The sequence below is a fragment of the Segatella copri genome, assembly GCF_019127135.1.
Taxonomy (GTDB): domain Bacteria; phylum Bacteroidota; class Bacteroidia; order Bacteroidales; family Bacteroidaceae; genus Prevotella.
Map to the genome: position 1 here is coordinate 1 of NZ_JAHOEA010000178.1, position 583 is coordinate 583.

The 583-nt window shown below is 34.8% G+C and carries 1 pseudogene; it reads right to left on the bottom strand.

Going from position 1 to position 583, the window contains the following annotated elements:
- Nucleotides 1-190 precede the first annotated feature (190 nt).
- Nucleotides 191-583 (bottom strand): annotated as a pseudogene (locus KSW37_RS15740) (hypothetical protein); the annotation flags it as partial.

Sequence of the window (583 nt, forward strand, 5' to 3'; positions counted from 1 at the left end):
AAGGCCGTTGTTAAAATCCCCTTATTATTCATTGTATAATTATTTTTTTATTGCTTAATCTATTATATTCTTATCAATCCTCAGTATATAAGGAATCATGACGTTGCAAAGGTACTATATAAAAATTACAGCGTATTTGCGGAAATATTAAAATTGTGTTACATAAAGAAAAAGTCCTTTATTTGGCTTTTCAAGGCATATTCTTACCTTCAATTTCAAGTAATTTGCAATTGGTAAGACTATCCTTGTATGTTGCCATTTCTATCATTTTATAATGGTGGCGAACAGAATCCTCGTAAGCAGCAACACGATTCCTCACATTATTTATAACATTTTCGTCTCGACATATAGAGAAGTACTTTTCGATGTAGTGAATGTTTGGGTCATCAGTAGAAAGCACCATCTTCAATGCCCTATATTTCAAGTCTGCCTCCTCCCAATCTTGATGCTCTCGCCATTGAGTGAGATTGCCCCAAATGGAGATAACAAGAAATAAGACCAAGCCACCAATGAAAAGAAGAACATTCTTTGAGGTTGGCTCGAAGCGATGGGTTACAACCTTCTTTTGAGGTGATTTGTTCAT